The organism is Streptomyces acidiscabies (assembly GCF_020010905.1).
In the GTDB taxonomy this organism is placed as follows: Bacteria; Actinomycetota; Actinomycetes; order Streptomycetales; family Streptomycetaceae; genus Streptomyces; species Streptomyces acidiscabies.
The window spans coordinates 4,840,345-4,856,510 of record NZ_JAGJBY010000002.1; the positions used below are offsets into that span (position 1 = coordinate 4,840,345).

The window sequence follows — 16,166 nt, forward strand, 5'->3', positions numbered from 1 at the left end:
CGACAAGGGCTACAGCTCCCCGTTGCGGAACCTGATACAGGACCGGTGAACCGCGAATCACCTCAGATAAAGGGTGGCGGTTCTCCGGTAAACGGAGGGCGATCGGTGCCGGATATCTTTACAGGCGGCGCGAAGAGGTGAATCGCATTCCCGATTCCGGGGTGGCCGGATCTCGTCGGTGTTGGCGCGCGAGTGACCGGCATAGGCGCTGCTCGGGACGTTTCGCCGCCGGATCGGGAGTCCACAGCGCCCGGAATCGGAAAAGGAATGCGCCATTGTCGAATCGGAGTTGTGGCGACCGTGGGGGCAGAGGTTAGGCTGGGACGCGTTCAAGAAAACGCTGCCTACGGGGGTTGCGGGTGGGCTCCGAATTAAGAGTGGGGATCATCGGTCTGGGGTCCCGAGGGTGCAGCATTCTGGAGCGGGTCATCTCATTGGCCCGGAACAGCACCTTCCCCTTTTCCGTGAGAGTTGACATCGTCGACCCCACGTCATCAGGTCAGGGATTACACGCCACCGATCAACCGGACTATCTGCTGCTGAATACGCTCTGCGGCGAGATATCCATGTTCCCGGGCCCGGAATCCGTGGGCGCCGGGACGGCGGAGAGCGGACCGGGTCTCTTCGACTGGGTCACGGCGCGCGGGCTGCGGTTGGCCGAGGACGGCCACACGGTGACCCGGACGGGCGGGCGCGCCATCGTCCCCGGGGATTTCCTGCCCCGGCGGATCCTCGGGGAATACCTGCGGTGGTTCTTCGAGTGGACGTGCCGCAGGGCGCCGGAGGGAATGCGCATACACGTGCACCGCTCCGAAGCCGTCGACGTGGAGTCGCGCGAGGAGACCGGCGTACGGATCACCCTGGCCGACGGGACGGTGCTCACCAGCGACTACGTGTTCCTCACGCTCGGGCACGTCGGAAACGACCGGCGGACGAAGGCGCGTGCTGTCACCGATCCGTATCCGCTGCCGGAGAGCGTCGAGGCCATCGGACCCGGTGATTCGGTCGCCGTCGGAGGGTTCGGGCTTTCCGCGATGGACGTGGTCGCCGCACTGACCCTCGGTCGCGGCGGGCGGTTCTCCCGGCGATCCGGAGGAATCCGTTACCTGCCCGGCGGAGCGGAACCCAGGATTCTGCTGTACTCCCGTTCCGGAATTCCCTTCCGGGTCCGGCCGAAGCGCGAAGAGATGACGAGCCGCTTCCAGCCGATGGCCCTCACCCGCGAGGCCGTGGCAGCACTGAGGTCGGCCGGGCCACTGGATTTCGACGAGCAGCTCATGCCGCTGATGCTGAACGAAATGCGGATCGCCTACGTCCGGTGCCGGACCTTGGGCGAGGAAGGGCCCGAAGCGGAGGAGAAGGTGACGGCGTACCTCGCTGAAGCAGTCCGCTCGGGAAATCTCCCCGAGGTGCTCGATGAGATCGACGGCTCTTTCGATCCGACCGCTCTGTGGGACCCGTCGGAGAACAGAGAACCGCACGACAGCCATGAGTATCAGGAATGGCTGACCAGGACGGTTCGTGACGATCTCACCGAGGCGGAGAAGGGCCTTTCCCGCAGCCCTGTCAAAGCGGCGGCGGAAGCCGTACGAGAAGTCCGTGACATTCTGCGCGACGCCGTCAACTTCCGTGGCCTGACCTCGGCCTCGCTCGACGCCTTCATGAGCCGTACCGTGCCGCTGATGAACCGCGCGGTCGTCGGCCCGCAGAAAGAGCGGTACGCCGAACTCCTCGCCCTGGCCGACAGCGGAATCGTCCGTTTCCCCTTCGGCGCGGCTCCCCGCATCGCCCCGGAGGAACCGGGTCCCGGCTGGACGGTGTCGTCGACCCGGCTGGAGGTCCCGTACCGGGAACGCGTGGACTGGCTGTGCGCGGGCAACGCCCCCTGGCCGGACCTGGCCACCTCGGCGAGCCCGCTGGTCCGCTCGCTGCGCCGGCGCCGACTGCTCACGTCGTACGCGCCCGGCAGCGGCAGCGTCGGAGCGGCCGACGTCGACCCGTCACTCCACCCGGTCGGACCGGACGGCACCGGCGACCCGCGGCTGTGGCTGATCGGCCCGCTGTGCGAGGGCGCCACCTTCTACAACCACCTGATCCCCACGCCCGGTTACTCACGCGCCTTCGTCGACGCCCATCGCTGCGTGACGGAGATGTACGACCAGTTCACCCAGGACGAGCAGTTCTCCTACCGAGACTGCCCAAGCCGAGCAGACCGCCCCACCCGCTCCACCCCGAACGAAAGGGCCCGCCCGTGACCACCGACACCACCTCCGACGAGCTGGCCAAGGGACAGTGGAACGACGCCTACCTCCTCGACGGCCACCCCAACCTCTGGGGAGACCCCCCGGTCCCGTACGTCGTCAACGCCGCCAAACTCTTCGCCGACCACGCCGCCTTCATCGTCCTCGACCTCCCCTGCGGCGACGGCCGCAACCTCGCCCCCCTCGCCCAGGCCGCCAAGGTCGTGCTGGCCGGCGACACCTCGCACAACGCGATGCGCATCGCCCGTAAGGTCACCGCGAAGGCCGGCGCCGACAACGTCCTGTTCCAGGAGACCGACGTCTTCGCCACCGCCCTGCCCGACGCCTCCGTCGACGGCGTCTTCTGCTGGGACCTCCTGGGCCACCTCACCGAACCGGTGAAAGCGCTCCAGGAGCTGTACCGGATCTGCCGCCCGGGAGGTCATGTCGTCGCGAACATGTGGACCATGGCCGACTGCCAGGTGGCGGACCCCGGCATGGTGGCCATCGGCCCCAAGGAATACCGTGACCACGCCGACTTCTACTGCAAGTTCTACGACCGCCCCGACCTGGACGCCTACCTCACGCGGTGCGGACTGACCGACGAGGTCGCCGCCGTCGAACGGCTGCGCTGGATGGAACCCCCGCACGCCGGATACCGGCCGTACTTCCACGAGCACGAGAGCCTCGCCTTCACCATCCGCAAGAACGGGGGATGACCCGTGAGCACGCCCCTCTCCGGACGGGTCTCCTCCGGCCCGCACCGCCTGCTCCACGAGGAGGTCCTCGCGCCGCAGTTCGCCTTCGAGACCGAACATCTCCTGCCGTGGTACGTGGCCGTCGAGAAGGTCCTGGCCGTCGAGTACCTGCGGATGGGCCTGATCACGGCCGACGAGGCCCGCCATATCGGCAAGGCCCTGGACGAGATCACCGCCGACACCCTCACCGCCGACCCCGACCGCAACATGTCGGACATCGCCTTCGCCATCGAACGCCACGTGACGGACCGGCTGACAGCCCCGGTCGTCGCCTGGCACGCGGACCGGAGCCGCAACGACCTCCAGTCCTGCGCCCAACTCATGTTCGCCCGCCACCAGTCGGCGCTGACCGCCCGCTCCCTGCTGGCCTTCGGCGAGACGGTACGGCGGACGGCCGCCCGGCACGCCGAGACGGTGATGCCCGGCTACACCCACGCCCAGGCGGCACAGATCATCACCGCCGGCTACTACCTCGCGGCGCTGTCCGAGGAAGTGGTGGAGAGCGCCGGCCGTCTGCTGGCCACGTACGACGACATCGACCAGTGCCCGCTGGGAGCCGGCGCGATGGCCGGCCAGGAACTGGACTGGGACCGCGACAGGGCGGCCCGCCTCCTCGGCTTCCGCGGCCCGCGCCGCCACGCCCTGATGGCGGTGGCGTCACGCGGCTGGGCCATGCAGATCACCGGCGAACTCTCCCTGTTCGGCACCGTCCTGAGCCGCTTCACCACCGACCTCATCACCTGGGGCAGCAGCGAGTACGGATTCCTCGACCTGCCCGACGCGTACGCGGGGATCTCGTCGGCGATGCCCCAGAAGAAGAACTTCCCCCTGCTGGAACGCATCCGCGGCAAGACCGCACACCTGACGGCCTTCCACGTCGACACCCTGGCGGGACAGCGCAACACCGCCTACGCGAACTCCGTCGAGGTCTCCAAGGAGGCGGGCGCCCATGTCCTGTCCGCCTTCCTGACCGCACGCTCCGTCCTCGCCCTGGCCACCGCCGTCGTCGAACACCTCCGCTTCCGCACGGAGACGATGGCCGCGGCCTGCGCGCGCGAGTACTTCGGCGGCCTCACCCTCGCCAACCGGCTGACCCTGACCGAGGGCATCCCCTGGCGTACGGCGCAGGTGGTGGCGGGCGCCTACATCCAGGCGGCCCTCGAACAGGGCCTGCCCCCCCAGGAGCCGCGCCCCGACCTGCTGCGCCGCGCCGCCGGGGACCACGGCCACACCCTCGCCGCGCCCGAACAGGCCCTCACCACCGCTTTCGACGTCCACGGCAGCGTCCGCCGGAAACGTTCCGCCGGCTCCACCCACCCCGCCGAGGTACGCCGCCTGCTCGCCGCCCAGGGCCACGCACTGCGAGACGCGGCATCGGCCTGGGACGCGCGCGACGCCCGCGTGCGGGACGCCCTCACCGGGACCGACCGCCTGCTGGGCCTCGTATGAACCTCACCACCGGCTTCGGCACCGCCAACGGAACCTTCGGAGAACTCCTCCAGGGCATGCTGCCCGACGGACGGCGCTTCCTGGTCACCCTCCCCATCGACGCCTGGGCGACCGCCACGTTCCGGCTCACAGCCGACGCCACCGTCTCCGTAAGCCCGGCAGGCAAGACCAAGTCGAGACTGCTGGCCACCCGCATGCTGCGCGCCTACAACCACCACGACGGCGGCGTCCTCGAACTGACCGGCCGCATCCCCGAGGGCAAGGGCCTCGCCAGCTCCTCGGCCGACCTCGTCGCCACCGCCCGCGCGGTCGCCGACGCCCTCGCCGTCCCCCTGGACGAGGCGACGACCGAACGCTTCCTGCGCGGCATCGAGCCGTCCGACGGCGTCATGTACGCGGGCGTCGTCAGCTACTACCACCGCCAGGTACGGCTGCGCGAACGGCTCGGCTTCCTGCCCGCGCTGACCGTGGTCGCCCACGACAGCGGCGGCACGGTCGACACCGTCCGCTTCAACCGCACAGCCCCGGCGCCGGAACGCCGGACCCGCCGCGAGTACGCCGTACTCCTCGACGCGCTCTCCACCGCCGTCCGCGCCCGCGACCTCGCCACGGTCGGACGGATCGCCACCCGCAGCGCCGAGCTGCACCTGGGCCCCGTACCCGGTCTGCGTTTCGAGCGGATGCGGAAGATCTGCCGGGAGGTCGGCGGGCTCGGCCTGGCCGTCGCGCACAGCGGCACCTACCTCGGGATCCTGATCGACGAACGCACCGACCCGGGCAGCCACCACGAGCGCGTCGAACGGGCCCGCGCCCAGTGCGCCGAACTGCCCGGCGCCATCACCGTGTTCCGCACCTGTGACAGTCTGTCGTCCTCCGTGCGGCGAACCGGACCCGCCGGAGGCGACTATGCTTTTTGAGAGTGTCACAGCAGCGATAGGACACACCCCCGTGCTCCGCGTCCCGATGGAGGCGGCGGACGGCGTGGAGATCTACCTCAAGCTGGAGTTCCAGAACCTGTACGGGATGAAGGACCGTGTGGCCCGGAACATCATCACGGAAGCACGCAGACGCGGCACCCTCGCCGAAGGCGCTCCGATCATCGAAAGCTCCTCCGGCACCATGGCCCTGGGCGTCGCCCTGGTCGGCGCGTCGTTGGGACACCGCGTCCACATCGTCACCGACCCCCGCATCGACCGCATCACCCTGGCCAAACTCCGCGCCCTCGGCTGCGAGGTGCACATCGTGGACGCGATGACCGGCAAGGGCTGGCAGAGCGCCCGCCTCGAACTCCTGCACCGGCTGCGCGCCGACCTCCCCGGCGCGTTCTGGCCGGACCAGTACGAGAACCCCGACAACCCCGCCGCGTACCGGCTGCTCGCCGCCGAACTCACCGAAGACCTGGGCGACTTCGACGTACTCGTCGGCTCCGTGGGCAGCGGCGGATCGCTCTGCGGGACCGCACGCGCGCTGAAGGACACCCTGCCCGACCTCAGAGTGGCCGGCGTGGACAGCGTCGGCAGTGTCCTGTTCGGACAGCCCGACCGGCCGGGGCGCCGGCAGAGCGGGCTCGGCAACAGCCTGCTGCCGGGCAACCTCGACCGGCGCCTCATCCACGAGGTGCACTGGCTCAACGACCGGGAGGCCCTCTCCGCCGCCCGCGAACTCGCCCGGGAACAGCAGATCTTCGCGGGCAACACCTCGGGCTCCGTCTACCGCGTCGTCAAACACCTCGCGGCACGGGCCGAGCCCGGCACCCGCATCGTGGGCATCCTCCCCGACCGCGGGGACCGGTACGTCGACACGATCTACGACGACGGCTACTGGGCCGCCGAAGCACTGGACGCCCAACCCGCCTCCCCGGCACCCGCCACCATCTCGGCCCGCTCCGGACAGACCGCCGAGACCTGGTCGCGGGCCGAGGACATCGACCGCTCGCAGAGCGGACAGCGCCTGCTGTTCATCGAGTCCAACACCACCGGCACCGGAATGCTCGCCCTCGGCCTCACCCGTGACTTCGGCCCGCGCCCCGTCCTGCTCACCAACGACCCCGGCCGCTACCGGGGACTGACGGACACCGGCGCCGACGTCGTCACCTGCGACACCAACTCGCTCACCGCCTTACGGGAGACGATCCTGCGGGAGTTCCGCCGCGAACAGATCGCCGGCATCACCACGACCAGCGACTTCTACCTCACCCCCACCGCCGAACTCGCCGCCTGGCTCGGCCTGCCGGGCAGCCCCGTCGACGCCGTCGCCCGCTGCCGGGACAAGTCCCGCACCCGGCACGCACTGCGCGCCGCCGGAATCCACCGGCCCCGCTTCGCCACCGTCACCGCCGACCACGAGGCCGGGACAGCCCTGGCCCGCATCGGCCTGCCCTGCGTCACCAAACCCGTCGACGACAGCGGCTCCCACCACGTCCTGCTCTGCACCACCCCCGACCAGGTACGCGCCCAGGTACGGCAGATCCTGGCCGAGGAGACCAACGTACGCGGCCAGCGCACCGCCGGCGCCGTCCTGATCGAGGAGTACCTCGACGGCCCCGAGTACAGCGTCGAGACCATCACCCGGCACGGCGGGACCCAGTGCGTCGGCATCGTCGAGAAACACCTCACCGGCCGCCCGCACTTCGTCGAGCACCGGCACGTCTTCCCCGCACCGCTCTCCCCGGCCGACGCGCACACGATCACCGACACCGTACGGCGCGCCCTGGACGCCGTCGGACTCACCGACGGCACCGCGCACACCGAAGTCCGCCTCACCCGAAACGGCCCGGCCGTCATCGAGATCAACGGGCGCCCGGCCGGCGGGATGATCCCCGAACTGATCCGGCTCACGACCGGACTCACCCTCCAGGAACAGCAGTTGCGCATCGCCCTCGGCCTGCGGCCCCACACCCCGGCACCCCCCGACGGCGTCGCCGTCATCCAGTTCCTGCTCACCGACCGCGCCGGAACGCTCGCACGCGTCGACGGCGTCGACGCCGCACGCGCCGTCGACGCCGTCCAGCAGGTCGTCGTGACCGCCCGACCCGGACAGCAGATCCAGCCCGCCCGCGACGCCTACCACCGCCTCGGATACGTGATCTCCTGGGCCCCGACCGCCGACGAGGCCACCGCCGCCTGCGCCAAGGCCCACGCCGAACTCACCGTCGTACGGGAAGAACCGCACCCCCGATGAGCGGAGGCAGCATCACACCCGACCCCGAGCCGAAGACCGCGCCGGACGGCGACGAGGACTGGCCCCGCCGCAGGACCGCGGTCATCCGTGACTCGGTGGGCGTCGGACTGGCCGTCGGCGCCCTGGGACTGTCCTTCGGAGCCCTCGCCGTCCTGGCGGGCTTCACCCCCGCGCAGTCCTGCGTCCTGTCCCTGCTGATGTTCTCGGGAGCGTCGCAGTTCGCCGTCATCGGCGTCATGGGCTCCGGCGGGAACCCGCTCACCGGCGCCGCCACCGCCGTACTGCTCGGGGTCCGCAACAGCCTCTACGGCCTGACCCTCTCCCGGCTCCTGCGGGTCCACGGAGCCCGCCGGGTCCTCGCCGCGCACCTGGTGCTCGACGAGAGTTCCGGCATGGCCGTGGGACAACCCACGCGGCGCGCGGCCCGGCTGGCGTTCTGGGCCACCGGCACCGCCGTGTTCGTCTGCTGGAACCTCGCCACACTCGCCGGCGCGATCGGCGCCGAGGCACTGCCCGACCCCGAGGCACTCGGCCTCGACGTCGCCTCGCCCGCCGCGTTCGTCGCCCTGCTCATGCCCCGCCTCCAGGAACCCCGCCTCTGGGCGGTGGCCATCGGCGCCGCCGGCACCGCCGTCGCCACCGCCCTCGTCCTGCCGGCCGGCCTCCCCGTCCTGGTCGCGGGGCTCGCCGCCTGCCTCGTCACCCTCGCCGCGCGCGGCCGGCACCCCGAGGACCCGAAGGGAAAGCGCTGATGTGGACCGCGATCATCCTCGGCACCGCCGGGGTGTACCTCCTCAAACTCGCCGGACTCTGCGTCCCCGCGTCCGTCCTGGAGAAGCGGCGGGTCCAGGAGATCTCCGCGCTGCTCCCCGTCGCCGTACTCGCCGCCCTCGTCGCGATCCAGACCTTCACCACCGACCACCGGCTCGTCCTCGACGCCCGCGCCCTCGGCTTCGGCGTCGCCCTCGCCGCGGCGCTCCTGCGGGCGCCTTTCCTGCTCGTGGTGGCCCTCGGCGCGGCCACCGCCGCCCTCGCACGGCTCTTGTGGTGAGCGGGCCGTGACGCGGCACGGGGGCCGCTCGGTATAGACGACAGAGACGACATAGACGACACAGCAGGGAAGGAGACCGGGGAACAGGCCCGCCGGGCCTCGTCCCGCCACTCATCTATGGGGATCAATCATCACGGCCGTACCCACCGGCTGGACTGGGAAGACGTCACCCTCAGGGAATGGGAGTGCACCGTCCTGTGGTCCGACCCCGCCGAACCGGAAGCGGGCATCGTCCTCGACCGTTCCGCGTTCTACCCGGGCGGCGGCGGACAGCCACCGGACCACGGCGTCCTGATCTGGCAGGGCGTCCGGACGCGCATCGTGGGGACGCGCAAAGGCGACGACCTCTATCTGCTCCCCGCCCCCGGCGACCCCGTCCCGGGGGCGGGCACCACGGTCACCGGCGCGCTCGACGACGAACGCCGGTCGTCCCTGATGCGCACCCACTCCGGGCTCCACGTCCTGTGCGGCACGGTGTTCCGCGACTTCGGCGCACTCGTCACCGGCAACAACATGGAACCCGGCGAGGCCCGGATGGACTTCAACCTGCCCGAAGTGCCGGCCGGCTTCAAACAGAGCCTCGAAGACCGGGTCAACGCGGAGATCGAGGCCGACCGGCAGATCGTCGTACGGGTGCTCCCCAAGGACGAGGCCCAGGCGATCCCCGACCTCGTCCGCACCCAGTTCAAGGCGCCGCCCGACCTCGCGGAGGTCCGCATCGTCGACGTCGTCGGGCTCGACGTCCAGGCCGACGGGGGGACCCATGTCGCCTCCACGCGGCAGATCGGGCGGATCAAGGTGGTCAAGGTGGAGAGCAAGGGACGGCAGAACCGGAGGGTGAGGGTGCGGCTCGATACGTGAGCCTGTGCCGTGGGGGCCTACGGGCAGAGACCGGTCAGCCGTGACAGGGGCAGGACCAGGCGGAAGGTGCAGCCCTCGCCGGGGGCCGTGTCCAGTTCCACGCGGCCCCCGTGGCCCTGCGCTATGGCGGAGGCGATCGCGAGGCCGAGGCCGTTGCCGCCTCGGGGGCGGGAGCGGGACGGGTCGGCGCGGTAGAAGCGCTCGAAGACGCGCTCCGCGTCGGCCGGGGCGAGACCGGGACCCCGGTCGGCGACCTCGATCACGGCGACAGGGGTGCCGTCCGCGAGCGTGGTGCCCACGCGTACGTCGACCGGTGTGCCCGGCGGCGTGTGGACGAGGGCGTTGGAGAGGAGGTTGCCGACGACCTGGAGCAGCCGGTCGGGGTCGCCGACCGTCTCGACGACCTCCAGTTCCGCGTCCTCGGTCCGCGCGCCGAGCGGACTGAGCGTCACCCGGTGTTCGCCGTGCGCCCGGACCGCCGCCGCGCTCACCGCGTCGGCGGCCAGGCACAGCAGGTCGACGGGGTCGCTGCGGTAGGCGGGTTCCTGGTCGAGCTTGGCGAGCAGGAGCAGGTCGTCGATGAGGAGGTGCATGCGTTCGGCGTTGCGGGCGAGCTGCTCGTCGGCCTCACGGCGCTGCGCGGCGGGCCGGTCGGGATGGCGCAGGGCGAGCTGGGCGAAGCCCTGCACCGTGGTGAGCGGGGTACGCAGCTCGTGCCCGGCGTCGGCGACGAAACGCCGCAGCCGCTCCTCCGAGAACTCCCGCTGCCGCATGGCCTGTTGGAGACGGTCGAGCATGTCGTTGAGCACGGTGCCCAGGCGCCCGGTCTCGGTGCGCGGATCGGTGTCGGACAGCCGCAGGCCGAGGTCCCCGGCGATGATGCCCTGCGCCGTGCGCTCCATCCGCGTCAGCGGCAGCAGCGCGAGCCGCACCACCGCCCGGCCGACGACGAGCAGGACGGCGACGGCCGCGACCAGGATGACGCTGCTGAGCACCAACTGCTTCGACAGGACGGCCTGCACACTGTCGAACGGCAGGGCGACGACGTACGTACTCAGCTCCGGGCTCTCCCGCCGCAGGACCCGCCAGCGCCCGCCCCCTGACTCGGCGGGAACGGTGGTCACGTGCCCCAGCTTCAGCCCCAACTCGCCGATGGACGAGGCGAGTTGGGGACCCGGCCCGTCCCCACCGCCGAGCGTGCTCTGTTTCGCCCCCCAGGCGTCGTAGAAGGTGACCCGGAAGTCCGAGGGAAGGGTGATCGCGCCCGGCGTGGAGCTGACGACCGGTGCGGTGGCCGGGGCGAAGACCTGGTCGGACAGCTCCAGGTTCCGCAACTGCCGGTCGACCCGCTGAAGCAGCCAGGAGCGCATCCCCGCGACCCCGATGACCTGCGAGGTCAGGACCACGACCACGGCGAGCAGAGTCACCCCCCACACGAGCCGGCCCCGCATCGAGCGGGGACGCGGCGTCCACGGGGGAGTCATCCGCGCCCCTGCGGCAGCCGCAGGCAGTAGCCGACACCGCGCACGGTGTGCAGAAGGGGCGGATCGAAGCGGTCGATCTTGCGGCGCAGGTACTTGATGTACGTCTCCACGATGCGGCCGTCCCCCGCGAAGTCGTACCCCCACACCTGGTTGAGGATCTTGTTCTTGCTCAGCACCCGGCCCGTGTTCTCCATGAGGTAGACCAGCAGATTGAACTCCGTGGGCGACAGCGGGACGTACTCGCCGGCGCGGTGCACTTCATGCGCGTTCTCGTCCAGTTCCAGGTCGGCGAAGCGCAGCACCCCGGCACCGGCGCCGTCCGGGCTCCCGGGACTGGTACGGCGCAGGATGGCGCGGATACGCAGCAGGACCTCCTCGATGCTGAACGGCTTGGGCACGTAGTCGTCGCCGCCCGCGCTGAGACCCGCGATACGGTCGGCGAGCTCACCGCGCGCCGTCAGGAACAGCACCGGCGTACGCACCCCGGACGCCCGCAGCCCACGGGTGACCTCGATGCCGTCCAGGTCGGGCAGCATGATGTCGAGCAGCACGAGATCCGGATGGCTCTCGTCCACCGTCCGCAGGGCTTCCCGGCCGGTGGCGGCGCCGAGAACCTCGTACCCCGACAGCCGCAGCGCCGACTCCAGCAGCATGCGGATGCCGGGGTCGTCCTCGACCACGAGGAGGCGGTGCGCGGGGACCTGAGCATCGGACATGGCGGGGCTCCGTTCTGCCGTAGGAGGTCACGGGAGGAGGTCACCGGGGGCGGTGTGCGGGGGCGCAGTCGTACAGAACCGTTCCGGCGCCGCCCGCCATGCGGCTCTGCGCGGAGCCGCTCCCGCCGTACTCCTGCGCGGGGACCTCGGCGCAGTTCTCGGTGAGCCACCTCGACCGCCCGGCGCCGGCCTCGCCGCCTTGCAGAGCGGTGATGCCGCCCGACGAGCCTAGGACGTAACGGAGTTCACCGTCACCGGTCCATTCGGCCAGTTGTCGTACGGAGGGGACGTCGTCGCCGCCGACGAAGCCGCCCATGCCGATGACCGTGGCGTCGGTGTTGAGGACGAAGGCGCCCGCGGCGACGGCCCCGCCGTCGACGGCGAGAGTGATGCGGGTGTCGTCGGAGTGGTGCACGGCGTAGGCGAGGATCTTGCGGTGGTCGGCGGTGAGGGTGGTGCCACCGAAGCCCGCCGGCAGCACGAGGCTCTTGCCGCCAGGAATCTTGACCCCTCGCGGCAAGGCCCCGCCCCCTCCCAGCACCCGCCCGCCGAAGGACACCGGCCCCGCCGAAGGAGGCGCCCCGACCGGCACCGCCCCCGCCTCGGCCGGCACGCTCACCGCCCACGCGCCCGGCGCGAGCAGCACCGCCAGCACCGCCCCACCGAGCGCGGCCACCGACAGCCGGGGCCTGAGAGCCGGTGTCACATCCCCGGCCGGGCACCCGCCGCCCGGCACGCACGCTGATCCGACCGGGGATGTGACACCGGCTCTCGGCGCCGCCCCGATCAGCAGCCCCACCGCGACCACCCCCACCCCGGCCACCACCCACCCCAGCCACCCGTTCCAGGACGGCACCCGCCGGATCACGGCCACCGCCCACGCCACCGTCACCAGCACGGTCCCCGCCCCGACCGGCAGCGCCCACCGCGCCCCCGCCCGGTGCGCCCGCACCAGCGCCGTCACCAGTCCAGCCGTCAACGCGGCGACGGCGGGCGCGAGTTGGGTCGTGTAGTAGACGTGGAACGTCCCCTCCTGGACGGAGAACATCAGCCCGCACACCCCCAGCCACGTCCCCCACAGCACCCACCCGGACCCCGGCAGCCGGCGCTGCCGCAGTACCGCCCCGGCCACGGCGACGGCCAGTGCCACGGCGCTCGCCGGCAGCAGCCAGCCGATCTGCCCGGCCACCTGCTCGCTGAACAGCCGCAGGGGCCCCGGTTCACTCCGGAAAGCCTTGCTGAGACCGGCCCCGCCGGTGCTGCCCGCGCTCTCCCCGAAGATCCGGCCGAGCCCGTTGTACCCGACCACGAGTTCCCAGGCCCCGCCGTCGGCGCTGCCCCCGATGTACGGCCGCCGCCCCGGCCACCAGGCGACCACCGCGACCCACCACAGCGAGGAGACGGCACACACCGCGCCGGCGGCGAGCAGCCGCCCGGCCCGCGAGAGCCACGGACCGCTCGCCCCGACCAGCCACGCCGCCGCGAACGCCGGGAGCACCATCCACGCCGCCGCCATCTTGGCCAGGAACCCGCACCCGACCAGGAATCCGCTCGCGCACAGCCACCGCGTGCTGTCCGACCGGACGGCCCGGGTCAGCGCGTACGCGCCGCCGACCAGGAAGAGCACGAGCAGGGTGTCGGGGTTGTTGTACCGGTTGATCGCCACGGTGACGGGCGTCAGGGCCATCACGAGCGCGGCGAGGAGCGCCGTGCCCTCGCCCGCCCAGCGCCGTACCGTCCGGTGCAGGACGAACACGGCGGCGACGCCCTCCAGGACCTGCGGCAGGATCAGCGCCCAGCCGTGCATCCCGAAGACCTTGCTGCTGACGACCTGCGGCCACAGCGCCGCCGGGGGTTTGTCGACGGTGACGACCCCGGCCGGGTCGAAGGAGCCGAACAGGAAGTTCGTCCAGCTGCGGCCCATCGACTTCACGGCGGCCGAGTAGTAGCCGTTGCCCCAGCCGAGCGGGCCGAGCGCCCAGCCGTACAGCAGCGCGGACAGCAGCAGGATCACGGCCAGCGTGACGGGGGCCGCCCGGCGCGGCAGGGTGCGGACGATGACGGGGAGACGGGTGACGGAGCCTGACGGCACCTCGGTGGTGTGAGTCACGGAAGCACTCGCTCTCCGGCCGGGTTCGCGGAGGCGGTACGGAACACGGCCAGCCGCAGCACCAGGAAGCGGACGCCGGTCACCAGGACCGAGGCGACGGCGAGTACGAGGGTCTCGGCACCCGTCGACGCGTCGGGGGCGGCGTCGCGGAAGAGGAGGACGGCCCCCGAGGTGGCGAGGTAGCCGACGACGAACAGGACACCGGCACCGAGGTGGGCGCGGCCGGCGCCGGCCGTGGAGTGGCGGAAGGTGAGGCGGCGGTTGGCCTCCGTGTTGAGGAGCGTGAGGACCAGCAGAGAGACGAAGTTCGCCGCGGCGGGTGGCCACCAGCCGCGCAGCAGCCAGTACAGGAGCGCCTGGCCCGCCGTCGAGGCGACGCCGATCACTGCGAAACACGCTATCTGCCAGGTGAGTTGGGCCCGGTCCCGGTTCGGGGCGAGTACCGCGTCGGGGTGTTCGGCGGTCGGGCGCGGGCGGGCCGGGATCTCGGCGCGGGCCTTGCCGGACGCCTTGAGGCGGGCCATCCGCCACAGGCCCTTCAGGTCGTCGGCAGCGGTGCCGACGACGTCGACCCTCGTGTCGATGTCCTCGACCCAGTCGACGGGGACCTCGTGGATGCGCAGTCCGTTGTGCTCGGCCAGCAGGAGGAGTTCGGTGTCGAAGAACCAGGCGTCGTCGCGGGTCTTCTTCAGCAGGGGGCGCAGTACGTCCGTACGGGCCGCCTTGAACCCGCACTGCGCGTCGCTGAAACGCGCGCCGTGCGTCAGCCTGATCAGCGCGTTGTAGCAGCGCGAGATCAGTTCCCGGCGGGGGCCGCGCACCGTCCTCGCGCCGGGGGCCAGGCGGCTGCCGATCGCCAGGTCGGAGTGGCCGCTGGCGAGCGGGGCGATCAGGGGCAGCAGTCCGTCGAGGCCGGTCGAGAGGTCGACGTCCATGTACACGACGATCTCGGCGTCGCTCGCGCCCCACACCGTGCGCAGTGCGAGTCCGCGGCCTTTGCGGTCGAGGTGGACGGCGTCGACGCCGGGGAGTTCCTCGGAGAGACCGCGGGCCACGGTGAGGGTCGTGTCGGTGCTGGCGTTGTCCGCGACCGTGATCCGCCAGGGGTAGGGCAACTCGTCACGTAATCGCGCGTGCAGGGTCCTGACGCAGCCGGGGAGCGCTCGTTCCTCGTTGTGGACGGGGATGACGACCTCGACCGTCGGCGTGCGGGTGTCGGTCGGGGCAGGCTGCTGGGGACTGAATGTCCGCGTCATGGTTTCCTCGGGGGCGAGGGTCGATGGGGGGTGCACGAATCGACTCTGACCGGTGAGGCAGGGGAAACCCGGGGAGAAGGCTGGGAACTGACGGGGAGTTCGCTGTGGTGTCAGGTCGACAGGGGTGATCCCACGCGGAGGGCCGTTCCCTCGATGTCGACGTACGTGAATTCCCGCAGCTTGTACGGCGTGTCCTCGGGCTCCCCGAGGTGCCCCTCGACGCCGGAGTTCTTCCACTCGGCATGGACCGCGTCGGCGTCGCTCACGTAGAGGTAGACCACGGCGCCGGTGCGGGACGGATCGTGTTCGGCCCACTCGGTGAGGTGCATCGATACCGAGCCCCGCTCGACGAAGCCGTAACGGTCCGGACCCTCGTAGACGTGCGCGGCGAAGCCCAGACGGCGGTACCGCTCCAGAGCGGCGTCGAGATCCCGGACGGGGATGACGGGGGAGACGCTCGTGAAGGCCACTTCTGTCATGCGGCGAGTCTCGCACGCGGGTGAACATCCCAGGCCCGCAGGAGATTCAAGGAACGCCCAAGGCGCGGACTCAGAGCCCGGCGACCGTGTCGGTCACCTGGTCGAGGAGCGCCTTGAGCCGTACGGATCAGTCCGCGCCCAGCGCGGCGGTGACCCGCTGTGTTCCTACCCGGCCGACGGGGAGGGCCCCGTGCGCACGGGGCACGTCGACGCCTGCGCGGTGTCCAACGCCCGGTTCGCGGCCTTCGCCGAACGGGCCGGCTGGTCGTTCGTCTTCGCCACCCCGACGGCCCGCACTCCACCTGGCGGGACAGGGAGGACCACCCCGCCGTCCACGTCGACTGGGACGACGCCCGCGCCTACTGCGCCTGGTACGGCACCTGCCCCGTCACCGCCTACGAGCCGGGAGGCTTCGGCCTGTACAACGCCACCGGCAACGTCTGGCAGTGGTGCGACGACCTGTTCTCCCCGTCCCGCACCGGACCGGAACGCGTCGCCAAGGACGGCTCCTGCCTCTGCCAAGTCTCCTGCTGCCGCCGCTACCGGGTCGCCGCCCGACAGGGCCTCCTCCCGGACGCGGCG

13 protein-coding genes and 1 pseudogene are annotated in these 16,166 nt (G+C 71.4%); 9 read left to right on the top strand and 5 right to left on the bottom strand.

Features of this window, described 5'->3' with window-relative positions:
• Positions 1-359 precede the first annotated feature (359 nt).
• The 8 genes from J8M50_RS47650 to J8M50_RS47685 all read left to right on the top strand — a co-directional run bounded on the left by J8M50_RS47650 (position 360) and on the right by J8M50_RS47685 (position 9,539).
• Complete coding sequence (locus J8M50_RS47650) at positions 360-2,255, top strand: FAD/NAD(P)-binding protein (protein WP_223786498.1); 1,896 nt, start codon at positions 360-362, stop codon at positions 2,253-2,255.
• A complete protein-coding gene (locus J8M50_RS47655; RefSeq protein ID WP_010359560.1) occupies positions 2,252-2,959 on the top strand; it encodes a class I SAM-dependent methyltransferase in 708 nt (235 codons plus the stop codon). Before J8M50_RS47650 ends, J8M50_RS47655 begins: the two co-directional genes overlap by 4 nt.
• Before the next feature lie 3 nt (positions 2,960-2,962).
• On the top strand, positions 2,963-4,447 hold the full coding sequence (locus tag J8M50_RS47660) for an argininosuccinate lyase (protein WP_010359561.1): 1,485 nt from the start codon (positions 2,963-2,965) through the stop codon (positions 4,445-4,447).
• Entirely contained in the window at positions 4,444-5,364 is a 921-nt protein-coding gene (locus J8M50_RS47665; RefSeq protein WP_010359562.1) for a GHMP family kinase ATP-binding protein, read from the top strand. Before J8M50_RS47660 ends, J8M50_RS47665 begins: the two co-directional genes overlap by 4 nt.
• Entirely contained in the window at positions 5,354-7,627 is a 2,274-nt protein-coding gene (locus tag J8M50_RS47670) for a pyridoxal-phosphate dependent enzyme (protein ID WP_029184564.1), read from the top strand. The genes J8M50_RS47665 and J8M50_RS47670 overlap by 11 nt, the downstream gene beginning before the upstream one ends.
• Positions 7,624-8,379, top strand: a complete 756-nt coding sequence (locus J8M50_RS47675) for an AzlC family ABC transporter permease (protein WP_010359564.1) — start codon at positions 7,624-7,626, stop codon at positions 8,377-8,379. The genes J8M50_RS47670 and J8M50_RS47675 overlap by 4 nt, the downstream gene beginning before the upstream one ends.
• On the top strand, positions 8,379-8,678 hold the full coding sequence (locus J8M50_RS47680; protein ID WP_010359565.1) for an AzlD domain-containing protein: 300 nt from the start codon (positions 8,379-8,381) through the stop codon (positions 8,676-8,678). The genes J8M50_RS47675 and J8M50_RS47680 overlap by 1 nt, the downstream gene beginning before the upstream one ends.
• A gap of 117 nt (positions 8,679-8,795) precedes the next feature.
• Positions 8,796-9,539, top strand: coding sequence for an alanyl-tRNA editing protein (locus J8M50_RS47685; protein ID WP_010359566.1), 744 nt, complete (start codon positions 8,796-8,798; stop codon positions 9,537-9,539).
• Between the two features lie 17 nt (positions 9,540-9,556).
• On the opposite strand, the gene J8M50_RS47690 is transcribed toward J8M50_RS47685, so the two are convergent.
• From J8M50_RS47690 to J8M50_RS47710, 5 genes are all read right to left on the bottom strand, one after another.
• Positions 9,557-11,023 carry a sensor histidine kinase gene (locus J8M50_RS47690; RefSeq protein WP_029184566.1) on the bottom strand — a complete coding sequence of 489 codons (1,467 nt, stop codon included), beginning with the start codon at positions 11,021-11,023 and terminating at the stop codon, positions 9,557-9,559.
• Complete coding sequence (locus tag J8M50_RS47695) at positions 11,020-11,739, bottom strand: response regulator transcription factor (protein ID WP_010359568.1); 720 nt, start codon at positions 11,737-11,739, stop codon at positions 11,020-11,022. The genes J8M50_RS47690 and J8M50_RS47695 overlap by 4 nt, the downstream gene beginning before the upstream one ends.
• A 40-nt stretch (positions 11,740-11,779) precedes the next feature.
• The gene (locus tag J8M50_RS47700) at positions 11,780-13,849 is read right to left on the bottom strand and encodes an ArnT family glycosyltransferase (RefSeq protein WP_010359569.1); all 2,070 of its coding nucleotides are present in this window, start codon (positions 13,847-13,849) and stop codon (positions 11,780-11,782) included.
• Positions 13,846-15,105, bottom strand: a complete 1,260-nt coding sequence (locus J8M50_RS47705) for a glycosyltransferase (RefSeq protein ID WP_010359570.1) — start codon at positions 15,103-15,105, stop codon at positions 13,846-13,848. Before J8M50_RS47705 ends, J8M50_RS47700 begins: the two co-directional genes overlap by 4 nt.
• A gap of 110 nt (positions 15,106-15,215) precedes the next feature.
• Positions 15,216-15,584 carry a bleomycin resistance protein gene (locus tag J8M50_RS47710; RefSeq protein WP_040838361.1) on the bottom strand — a complete coding sequence of 123 codons (369 nt, stop codon included), beginning with the start codon at positions 15,582-15,584 and terminating at the stop codon, positions 15,216-15,218.
• A 159-nt stretch (positions 15,585-15,743) separates the two neighbouring features.
• Here J8M50_RS47710 and J8M50_RS49580 point away from each other — a divergent pair.
• Positions 15,744-16,139, top strand: a pseudogene (locus J8M50_RS49580) (formylglycine-generating enzyme family protein); the annotation flags it as partial.
• Positions 16,140-16,166 lie beyond the last annotated feature (27 nt).

Bases quoted from the DNA above. Each gene is read 5' to 3' on its own strand.
- J8M50_RS47670 (WP_029184564.1), top strand. From the start codon at position 5,354: ATGCTTTTTGAGAGTGTCACAGCAGCGATAGGACACACCCCCGTGCTC.
- J8M50_RS47705 (WP_010359570.1), bottom strand. From the start codon at position 15,105: ATGACGCGGACATTCAGTCCCCAGCAGCCTGCCCCGACCGACACCCGC.
- J8M50_RS47680 (WP_010359565.1), top strand. From the start codon at position 8,379: ATGTGGACCGCGATCATCCTCGGCACCGCCGGGGTGTACCTCCTCAAA.
- J8M50_RS47690 (WP_029184566.1), bottom strand. From the start codon at position 11,023: ATGACTCCCCCGTGGACGCCGCGTCCCCGCTCGATGCGGGGCCGGCTC.
- J8M50_RS47710 (WP_040838361.1), bottom strand. From the start codon at position 15,584: ATGACAGAAGTGGCCTTCACGAGCGTCTCCCCCGTCATCCCCGTCCGG.
- J8M50_RS47675 (WP_010359564.1), top strand. From the start codon at position 7,624: ATGAGCGGAGGCAGCATCACACCCGACCCCGAGCCGAAGACCGCGCCG.
- J8M50_RS47695 (WP_010359568.1), bottom strand. From the start codon at position 11,739: ATGTCCGATGCTCAGGTCCCCGCGCACCGCCTCCTCGTGGTCGAGGAC.
- J8M50_RS47685 (WP_010359566.1), top strand. From the start codon at position 8,796: ATGGGGATCAATCATCACGGCCGTACCCACCGGCTGGACTGGGAAGAC.
- J8M50_RS47665 (WP_010359562.1), top strand. From the start codon at position 4,444: ATGAACCTCACCACCGGCTTCGGCACCGCCAACGGAACCTTCGGAGAA.